At 39.5% G+C, this 9,518-nt stretch carries 9 protein-coding genes; 4 read left to right on the top strand and 5 right to left on the bottom strand.

The annotated features are described in order from the left end of the window. Positions 1–659: phenylalanine-4-hydroxylase (locus E1176_RS11560; RefSeq protein ID WP_155210769.1), on the top strand; the 659-nt coding region annotated here is incomplete at its 5' end. Here the strand turns inward: E1176_RS11560 and E1176_RS11555 are convergent. Then, entirely contained in the window at positions 634–1,590 is a 957-nt protein-coding gene (locus E1176_RS11555) for a sensor histidine kinase (protein WP_155210768.1), read from the bottom strand. The two genes, E1176_RS11560 and E1176_RS11555, sit on opposite strands and share 26 nt — an antisense overlap. A gap of 109 nt (positions 1,591–1,699) precedes the next feature. Here E1176_RS11555 and E1176_RS11550 point away from each other — a divergent pair, with 109 nt between their 5' ends. Beyond that, positions 1,700–3,184: a dihydrolipoyl dehydrogenase family protein gene (locus E1176_RS11550; RefSeq protein WP_155210767.1), complete on the top strand. Its 1,485-nt coding sequence runs from the start codon at positions 1,700–1,702 to the stop codon at positions 3,182–3,184. Here E1176_RS11550 and E1176_RS11545 read toward each other — a convergent pair. Both E1176_RS11545 and E1176_RS11540 read right to left on the bottom strand, forming a co-directional pair. Next, positions 3,181–3,765 carry a dioxygenase family protein gene (locus E1176_RS11545; RefSeq protein ID WP_246206007.1) on the bottom strand — a complete coding sequence of 195 codons (585 nt, stop codon included), beginning with the start codon at positions 3,763–3,765 and terminating at the stop codon, positions 3,181–3,183. The genes E1176_RS11550 and E1176_RS11545 overlap by 4 nt on opposite strands. Before the next feature lie 92 nt (positions 3,766–3,857). Continuing rightward, positions 3,858–4,088 (bottom strand): PLDc N-terminal domain-containing protein, encoded by a 231-nt coding sequence (locus E1176_RS11540; protein ID WP_246206006.1) that lies wholly within the window; start codon positions 4,086–4,088, stop codon positions 3,858–3,860. A 127-nt stretch (positions 4,089–4,215) separates the two neighbouring features. On the opposite strand from E1176_RS11540, the gene E1176_RS11535 reads away from it, so the two are divergent. Next, on the top strand, positions 4,216–4,986 hold the full coding sequence (locus E1176_RS11535; protein ID WP_155210765.1) for a hypothetical protein: 771 nt from the start codon (positions 4,216–4,218) through the stop codon (positions 4,984–4,986). A 3-nt stretch (positions 4,987–4,989) separates the two neighbouring features. On the opposite strand, the gene E1176_RS11530 is transcribed toward E1176_RS11535, so the two are convergent. Next, the gene (locus E1176_RS11530; protein ID WP_155210764.1) at positions 4,990–5,394 is read right to left on the bottom strand and encodes a hypothetical protein; all 405 of its coding nucleotides are present in this window, start codon (positions 5,392–5,394) and stop codon (positions 4,990–4,992) included. Between the two features lie 350 nt (positions 5,395–5,744). Here E1176_RS11530 and E1176_RS11525 point away from each other — a divergent pair, with 350 nt between their 5' ends. Continuing rightward, complete coding sequence (locus tag E1176_RS11525; RefSeq protein WP_155210763.1) at positions 5,745–8,309, top strand: M14 family metallopeptidase; 2,565 nt, start codon at positions 5,745–5,747, stop codon at positions 8,307–8,309. Positions 8,310–8,450: 141 nt separating this feature from the next. Here E1176_RS11525 and E1176_RS11520 read toward each other — a convergent pair. Continuing rightward, positions 8,451–9,518, bottom strand: a 1,068-nt coding sequence (locus E1176_RS11520) for a DmpA family aminopeptidase (RefSeq protein ID WP_155210762.1), incomplete at its 5' end; no start/stop codon positions are given.

Genomic DNA, 9,518 nt, shown 5'->3' with positions numbered 1-9,518 from the left:
ATTTGCCCGAAGCTGCCACAAAAGACTTTTTGAAAGGATTAAAAGAGACAAACTTCACCTCAGACCGTATCCCCGACTTTAAAGTAACAAATAGTATTTTAGAATGGATGACGGGATGGGAGCTCGTGGCAGTGGAAGGCATTGTTGACGATAACCTGTTTTTTGAATTAATGTCTAACAAGAAATTTCCAGCCACTACATGGTTGAGAAAAATGAGCGAACTAGACTATTTAGAAGAGCCTGATATGTTTCATGATGTATTTGCGCACGTTCCATTGCTCACAAATCGTCCTTTTACAAACTTTTTACAGGCATTGAGTCAAATAGGGCATGAGTACGCAGATGATCCTGTTGCCATTGATTTACTCTCTCGAGTTTACTGGTTTACTGTAGAGTTTGGTTTGATAAGAGAAAACGGAAACTTGAGAATATATGGAGCAGGTATATTAAGCTCTGCCGGTGAGTCTAAATTTTGTTTGAGCGATCAGCCTGATCATTTTGAGTATGATGTGGATCAGATACTAGATACGCCTTACAGAAAAGATACCTTTCAGGACAGATACTTTATCATCGACTCTTACGAGCAACTTTTTGATAGCATTGATGAAATAAGATTGAAGCTCAAGTCTAAGCTTAGTGCTTTGGCGATGTGTGGTTAATATTACTTATGGGCAGAGAGAAATAAAACGTTGAGCCTTTGTGCTCATGACTTTCTGCCCATAGCTTACCATTGAGCTTTTTTGTGATATTGATGCTCAATTGCAAACCAATACCGGTACCTTTCTCATGTGCAGTGCCAGGCGTACTTTGTGTTAGTTGATCTTCAGACAATACTTCTGATAGTTTTTGCTGGTTCATGCCAGTGCCTGTGTCTTTTACAGCTACAATGAGTTTTTTACCATCTGTATGGTAGTCTATTTCTATTTTTTCACCCTCCGTAGAGTATTTTAAAGCATTAGAAATTAAGTTGCGAAGCACGATCTTAAACATCTCAGCATCCGTTTCTATTTTAATTTCTGATGGATTTTTCACTAGCATTTCTACATGCTTACTGCTTGCTGCAGATTCATATAACTCACAAGTTTCATTTACTAATTCGTTTACGCTATGTAAGTCATAACTCGGTTTATTAGATTCTTTTTGAGATTCAATCCAGTGTACTAAATTTTTAGTCAGGTTGATTGTTTTTGAAGTGTCTTTCTGAAGTTGGCCACATAACTGCGCCATCTCATCTTCTGTGAGCTGGTTTCCCTTAGCCATCCCCAATAAATGGTTGATATTATACAGCGGCCCTTTTATGTCATGACTCAATACGTAAATGAGTTGTTCTTTGGCCTCATCATTGGCGCGATTTATCGCAATTTGGCGTTTCATTTCTTTATTAAAAACCATAACCAGATAGCCCAATCCGTAACCTACGATAAGTGAGATGATGATAGCCATTGCCAAACCTGTGTAGTACGATTCGTAGGGCATGATCAGATAAAGTAGACTATACATTGCCACAGTAAAAACACACGCACAACCAGCTATGAAATAGCTGTTTTGAAATTTTATAGAAAGGTTAAAAAACAAATTCTTTTTCTCCATTTTTTAAGGCGCAATCTCGTAATGTAGTAATTTTTTTTGATTTTTCCATCTATGTAAGATTTGGAATAATAAATCACTATATTTAAAAGATAACTATAGGCTTTAAACTATGAAAAAGTACGATCTTGTCGTTATTGGGGCTGGTCCTTCGGGATATGCAGCGGCCATGCGTGCAGTTGATTTTAAAAAGAAAGTATTATTAATAGAGAAGAAGCGTGTCGGAGGGGCAGGTGTTACCAATGGCGCATTGTCATCAAAAACCTGGTGGGAAATATCGCGGGAGACATCTACACTCAATCGCCATTTAAAGCGCTTCAACCTTGAGACACCAGAGGTAAACTTTCAGGAAATAAAGGCAGAAGTAGGTAGAGCGGTAGAAGAACGAAAGGCTCTACTGTATGATCATATGGAGCTCCTTGAGCAATCTAATTTTGCTGAGCTTCTTGAATATAGATCTGGATGCGCCAAGTTGTTGTCTGAGCATGAAATTGAAATAACCTCAGCAGGGGAGAAGGATATAGTTTACACCGACTATATCGTATTGGCTACGGGTAGTAGGCCAAGAAAACTACCCAATATTCCTATAGACGAAAAAATCATACTTACCAGTGACGGTATCGAGCAAATGGATGACTTTCCTGAAAGCATGGTAATACTGGGTGCCGGGGTCATTGGCTGCGAGTTTGCAACAATTTTTTCAGGTTTCGGTAAAACCAAAGTCAATCTGATCGATAAAGGAGATAGAATTTTGCCGTTTGAAGATGACGATGTGGTGAGTGTGATCGAAAGGAATATGGAAAATAATGGTGTACATATTCATAGAAACTCACGCCTCATTAGAATGGATATTATTGATGGACAAGTTGAGTATGAATTGGAGTATAATGATGGCTCAAAGAAAATATACCATGTAGAAAAAGCATTGGTTTCTGTCGGTAGAGTACCAAATTATGAAAATCTGTGGGATGAAGGTGCGGTAGATGTTGCTTTGACCAATCGTGGTATTGAAGATACAGATACACAAACAAGTGTGCCCAACATTTATGCGGTGGGTGATATCACAGCTGATATTGCATTGGTAAATGTGGGTGAATTAGAAGGTAGGTATGCAGTAGAAAAGATGTTTGGTGAGCCTAAACGTAAGTTGGTTTATGAAAACATTTCTACCATTATGTTTTTAAACCCTGAGGTGGCCGGGGTGGGCTTAAATGAAATACAAGCCCGTGAAAGAAAAGTGGCCTATAAGGTGGTTACGCTTGACTACTCGTGTATACCCAGGGCCATTGCAAAGAGAAATACGCAAGGGTTTATAAAACTCTTAGTAACGGATGATGCTCATATGAAAATACTCGGAATGCGAGTAGTGGGAAATCATGCATCTAGTGCAATTCAGGCTGTGGCGTTGCTTATAAGTATGGACAAAGGGATAGAGGAGCTGGCTGAGTGTGTACATCCACACCCATCTATCACAGAAGGTATACAGGAGTGTGTGCGTATGTTATTAGGTAAATCTATGTTTAAACCAGATGCGCTTAAAGGTAAACTATCTTGTAAATCCTTTTGCAATGGTGAGTATGCCGATATTTTATTTTAGTAGTTAGGTATATTCTTACCTAAAATAATATCTCGTTCAGCGATTAGCAGTCCTTCCTGTTTTTTTAAGGCAACCAAACCATTTCCACCTCGCTGTGCCGTTTTATTTCTGGCCGAGTAGTTAGGATCATCTTCAAATTGGTATTCGTCTATATAATAGGCGTTGGTATCCGGTTCTTTCACAGTTACGTGTATGTGCTGTGCCACAGTAGTGTTTGGGTATGAGGCCGGGCGGAAAGTGTAAAAGGTGTATTTGCCCGATTTATCTGTTTTTATCCAACCTCTGATGTACCCGTGCCTACTTGCCCAATTGGTTTCGTTGCCTTTTTTGGGGTAGATACCAGCCTCATTGGTTTGATAGATATACATGATCACATCAGAAGCGGGTGTTTTACCGTCTGGTTGGTAAATCGTACCTGTTAGTTTTATTTGTTCGGATGATTGTTCAAAAAGAGGAAGAGTATCGACTGAGTTTAAGTGCTTGTCTTCATATTCGAGTAATGCCTCACAACCCTCACATGGCCCACCCACGTCTCTTTGTTTTAGGCTATTTTCCTGACCACAGGAAATCTGTACTGTCATGAGAAATATGACTGAAAATGCACTTAAATAATTCATAAACCACATAATTGATTACTGAAGTTGGTTTACGTAAGTACATAGGGGAAGGTTGGCTAGGCCTTAGAACTATGTTTTGGCTTCATGACCAGGTAAATGATTGAACCAATAAATGGCACAAAAATTATAATCAAAGCCCAAACCAGTTTATTGATACTATCTGTAAAATGACTTTTGGCTAAATCAATCAGTGCTACCAACCAAAGTATAGCAGGCACTACTGCAAATAACAGGACAATAATCATTTCCCAGCCCCCAGGCATTCCAATTAAAAATATACTATTCATGATTTTTGGTTTAGAAATATAAATCTAATTAATAAAAAGTAAAATAAATAGTAATATAATCATATTATTTGCATTTTGATTATAGCTAAATAATCGCTTTATTATGTGAGGTCCAGATCGATGGTTTATGAAAGTAGCTAAAAGCATTTTTCTGATTATCAACTATAAAACTTTTATAGTTACCACGCTGGCGGTTTTGTCGACCTGGTTATGCAATTATTTTGTATTACAGGCCAACTTTCCACTCACCATAATTGGTATAGCAATCGTGTTTCCGGTGGTCTTTTCTATCGATAGTGCTTATAAACGTAGGGAGCGCACTCTTATGCTATTAAGTGATTTTAAGGCCCATCTCACGGCCATTCATTTGGCTTCTCAACAATGGGTGGAAACAGACACTCATGCGTATGCAGAAAAAGGAAAAGAGCTTCTTTTGGATGTTTATTCTGCCTTACAGCACTATTGTATCATTAATCAGAAGTCGATGTTAAAATCTGAAAAGACACTGGACGATTCTGTAAAATCACTGTCCTCACACTTACAGGGTTTTAGGCATCTCGAGCTGCCTTCCGGGGAGGTTTCCAGAATCAATCAATACCTCAGTAAGGTAATTATCGATATAGAAAATATAAAAGTCATCAGGCAATACAGAACACCCGTTACGCTTAGAGCCTATAGCAAAGTGTTCATTTATAGCTTTCCGATCATATATGGGCCTTATTTTATGTATTCAGCCCAGGAGTACTCTCATGGGCTGGAATATTTTATGCCTGTGATCTTTAGCTTTATTTTGGTAAGCCTGGATAATATTCAGGAGCACCTTGAAAACCCATTTGATCAAATAGGGGAAGATGATGTGAAATTTGATGTAGAGTCTTTTTCAGGCCGCCTGAGCTAATCTTTAATCTTCGTTAAGTGAAGCTTCAAAATACCCTTTCTGCGTGTTTTTATGCCAGATAGTAAAAATCACTTTGTCAGTGAGTATGTGGTAATCGTAAAAAGTATTTTCACCTACCTCTGCGCCATTTTCTGCCAAAGTCCATTTTACTTCAATGGTTCTGTTATTGATAGATACAATTTCTGCAACACCAATTACATTGCCTTCTCTGTCATACTCACTCCATTGTTTGTCTGTCAGCCTAACTCTACCTAATTCTTCGGTTTTTTCATCACCATCCATCATGAGCTTTGTTACCATCATTTCACTTGGAATGATAATAGATTTAGGCTCTTTTCCGGCTGGGTAGTTACGTTGTTGGCAGCTCGCTAGTAAGACAATTAGGGCAAATGGTAGTAAGTATTTCATAGTCGTCAAAAATAACAATTTCTTTTAATTGAGAAAGGCTTGTTACGCTTAATAAGAAACATAAATTTTATAATCCCTAAGCTTCTTCACTCCAAATAATGGTAGTTGAAATACAAATGCCTGCTTATCATCACCATTAAGTTTCTTTTGCCGTATAGTATATCAACCTTACTACTGTATTTACTACAGCAACTCAAAACTTAAGTGGATTAGGTGCAGATTATTTTAACAGGTTACTCACTTATCCATTTGGCCCCTGCGTGTCGGGGGCTTTGTTTTTACCTTTTGTAAAAATGTGCTTGATAGCCATATTTCTTTTTATAATTTGAGGCTTAAACAATCACATGTATATGAAACAGATTCTCTGCCTCGCACTTTTAATTATTAGTGGAAGTTTATCAGCCCAAGACTATTTTTTGAAAGATAAAGGTCCTTTTATCGAAGACATACCGACCCCGGAAGAGTTTTTGGGTTATCCGATAGGTACTCACCATACAAGGCACGATCAAATTGTAGCTTATTTAAACAAACTGGCTGAGCTATCTGACCGTGCACAACTTAGCGAATATGGGAAAACCTACGAACATAGGCCTTTGGTAATGTTTACAGTTTCTACTCCAGAACATATCAGTAATCTGGAGTCGTTGAGAGAGGCTCACCTTCAGATGGTTGACCCATCTAGTAATGAAATGTCGGCAGATGTGCCTGTATTAATAAATTTGGGTTATAACGTACACGGAAACGAGCCCTCTAGTTCTGAGGCCGCTCTACTTACCGCTTACATCTTAACCGCCTCCGAAAGTGAAGCTGCTAAAAAGTATCGGCAAGAGGCTGTAGTATTTATAGACCCTACCATTAATCCTGATGGGAGAGATAGGCATACCCAATGGGCTAATATGTACAAAGGTGAGCCTATGGTAGCAGACCCTGACGATGCTGAGCACAATGAAAGCTGGCCAAGCGGCAGGACTAACCACTATTGGTTTGACCTAAACAGAGATTGGTTGCTGGCTATACATCCTGAAAGTAGAGGTAAACTCAAATGGTATCATCAGTGGTACCCCAACGTGGTTACAGATTTTCATGAAATGGGCACAAACAGCACCTATTTCTTCGAGCCTATGAAGCCGATTGGCTCTAAAGACCCCATTATGCCTGAAGAAAACTACACCACATTGAACGATAAGTTTGCCGCATATTATGTGGAGGAAATGGACAAAATCGGCTCTTTCTACTTCACAAAAGAAGTATTTGATGGTACTTACCCTGGCTATGGTTCATCTTATCCTGATTTGCAAGGGGGGCTGGGCATCTTATTTGAGCAGGCAAGTTCAAGAGGTCACAAACAAGAAACACCAACAGGTGAAATCACATTCGCCTTTACCATAAGAAATCAGCTGACATCGAGTTTAGCCACTGTTAAGGCCGCAGTTGAAAATAAATCTTTATTGTACGACTATCAGAAACGGTTTTTTAAATCAGCAGTAGAAACGGCTGAAAAAAGTGATATCGATGCCTATGTGTTTGGCGATAGTTTTGATAAAAACAGAACCAACGCTTTCGTAGAAAAACTCTTGCTACACGAAATTAAGGTTTACCGTCTCAATAAGCAGGTGACGGAGTCAGGTAAGAGATTTGAAACTAATTCTGCCTATGTGGTGCCGACAGCACAGCCACAATACCGGATGGTACAAACCATGTTCGAAACTTACGAAGAGTTTGCAGATAGTGTTTTTTATGATGCATCGGCATGGTCACTAGTCAATTTTTATAATTTGCCTTATGCGGCAGTGAAGGGCAGCGTACCAAGCGGAGAGCAAGTATCTATGGACGATTTGCAAATTGATATACCTGAGGTCGAAAAAACAAACTATGCTTATGTCATAAGTTGGGATGATTACAATGCACCCGCATTTTTATACGATTTACAACGTTCTGGTGCCAATGTGTTGTCAGCATTCAAACCATTTTCTATTAAGGTGGGTGAAAAGGGCAAAAGCTTTGATTATGGCTCATTAGTTGTGCCTGTGAGTCGTCAGCGCATTTCTTCAGATTCTTTGTTTACTCTGGTAAAGCAATTTTCAAAAGAAAATAAAGTGGCCGTACACTCAGTTTCTTCCGGTTATAGCACTTCTGGTATTGATTTGGGTAGTGGTTATGTAAACCCTCTCGAAAAGCCAAAAGCGTTGATGTTAATTGAGGACGGAGTCTCTTCTTATGAAGCTGGCGAAGTATGGCACTTATTGGATACGCGAGTAGGCATGCCCATCACAAAAATACCTATGCGTAATTTCAATGGCATCGATTGGAGTAAGTACAACACAATGGTGATGGTTTCCGGCAGGTATAGTCAACTTGACTCTAATGATGTAGAAAAAATAAGGCAGTGGGTGAGCAGTGGAAATACGTTGATTACCAGTAGGACAGCCACTTCTTGGGCTGTGAAAAATAAGCTGGTGAAAGAAAAGCTGATTGAGGAAGAAAAGAAAGATGAGGATAAAGAGGTTGGCCGATTACCTTATGTAACCGCTCGAGAAAACATAGGGAAAGAAAGTGTAGGAGGAGCCATTTTTGAAGTTGATTTAGACATTACCCATCCATTGGGGTTTGGCTACAAAAGAAATAAGCTACCGGTATATCGCAATAGCAATGTTTGGCTTGCACCGAGTAAAAATAGGTATGCTACTGTAGCCAGATATACCGATGATCCACACATAGATGGATTTATAACCAGTAAAAATCTTAATACTTTTCTTAAGCCTTCAGCTTCACTGGTGGTGAGTCCGGTGGGTAAGGGTCGAGTGGTATTATTTGCAGATAATCCTAACTTCCGAGGCTCGTGGTATGGAACTAATCGCTTATTCTTAAATGCCATTTTCCTAGGTCAGCATATTGCAGTACCTAGCAGTAATTAGGATAAAAAAAGAAGCAGCTTTTCTAAAGGCAGTGAGAAAAGTGAGCTAATCTTTAATAAGAAAACCAGTAAAGTAAAAACCAATCTAAGAGTGTCCATGATCTTTTTTTAGTAAGTCGTGGACACTTTTGCGTTGGTTCAATTACTCATCAATTCTTTTATAGGCCTTTAAAATTTCAAAGATTTTTTCTTTAGGAATTGCCTCTATGGTGTGACCGTCACGTCCGGTCATGGTTTCTGCAGCAAATAATGCATTAATTATAGCTTCTTCTGTTGCCTCTACAGTGGCAAGAAATAGAGGTGACATGGCTTCGTTTGTTAAAACAGCTTTGCTTTGTACTATCTCGTCAGTCTCATAAGGTATAAAATTTTCTGTGGCTGTAGAAAAAGCAATAACATAATCTCCACTACCGTTGGAGGCATAACCACCGGTTTTAGCGAGACCAAGCATCGCTCTTTTAGCTAGACGCTCAAGGTTGCGAGCTTCAAGTGGTGCATCCGTGGCAATTACCATCATGCAAGAGCCATCAGCTTCATACTTGCTATACGAGGGCAGCCTGTCTAGCAATTTGGCCACAGGTACGCCATCAATTTGCAAAACCCCACCAAAGTTGGCTTGTACTAAAACCCCTACAGTATAACCTCCAGCCTTCTCTGGCAACACCCGAGAGGAAGTGCCAATACCACCTTTATAACCAAAACTTATTGTACCGGTACCCGCACCCACATTCCCTTCATCAACATCACCTGTTTTGGCGTTTTTAATGGCTTCTATTACATGCTTTTCCTGGACATGTCTACCTCTGATATCATTAAGCCAACCATCGTTTGTTTCTCCAACGACAGCATTTACCGACCTCACCTCTGTGTTTTCTGGCTGTTGCAAGGTATAAGAAATTAACGCATCCATAGCTTTGGGCACACTTAAAGTGTTTGTTAAGACTATTGGTGTTTCAATATTTCCCAATTCTTGTACCTGGCTATAACCGGCTAGCTTGCCAAAGCCATTTCCGATATAGATGGCGGCAGGCACCTTTTGCTGAAAGATATTTCCTCCATGTGGTAAAATAGCTGTTACGCCTGTGCGAATATCATTGCCATCTATAATAGTAGTGTGCCCCACAGATACTCCTCGCACATCGGTAATAGCGTTGTGTTTTCCGGTATTAAGGACTCCTATTTTTAATCCTTGATTCCTTGGTCTATGGGA

Source organism: Fulvivirga aurantia (assembly GCF_009711475.1).
Lineage (GTDB): Bacteria > Bacteroidota > Bacteroidia > Cytophagales > Cyclobacteriaceae > Fulvivirga > Fulvivirga aurantia.
The sequence above is the reverse complement of the archived record's forward strand: the minus strand, read 5'-3'. Positions and strand labels throughout refer to the sequence as shown.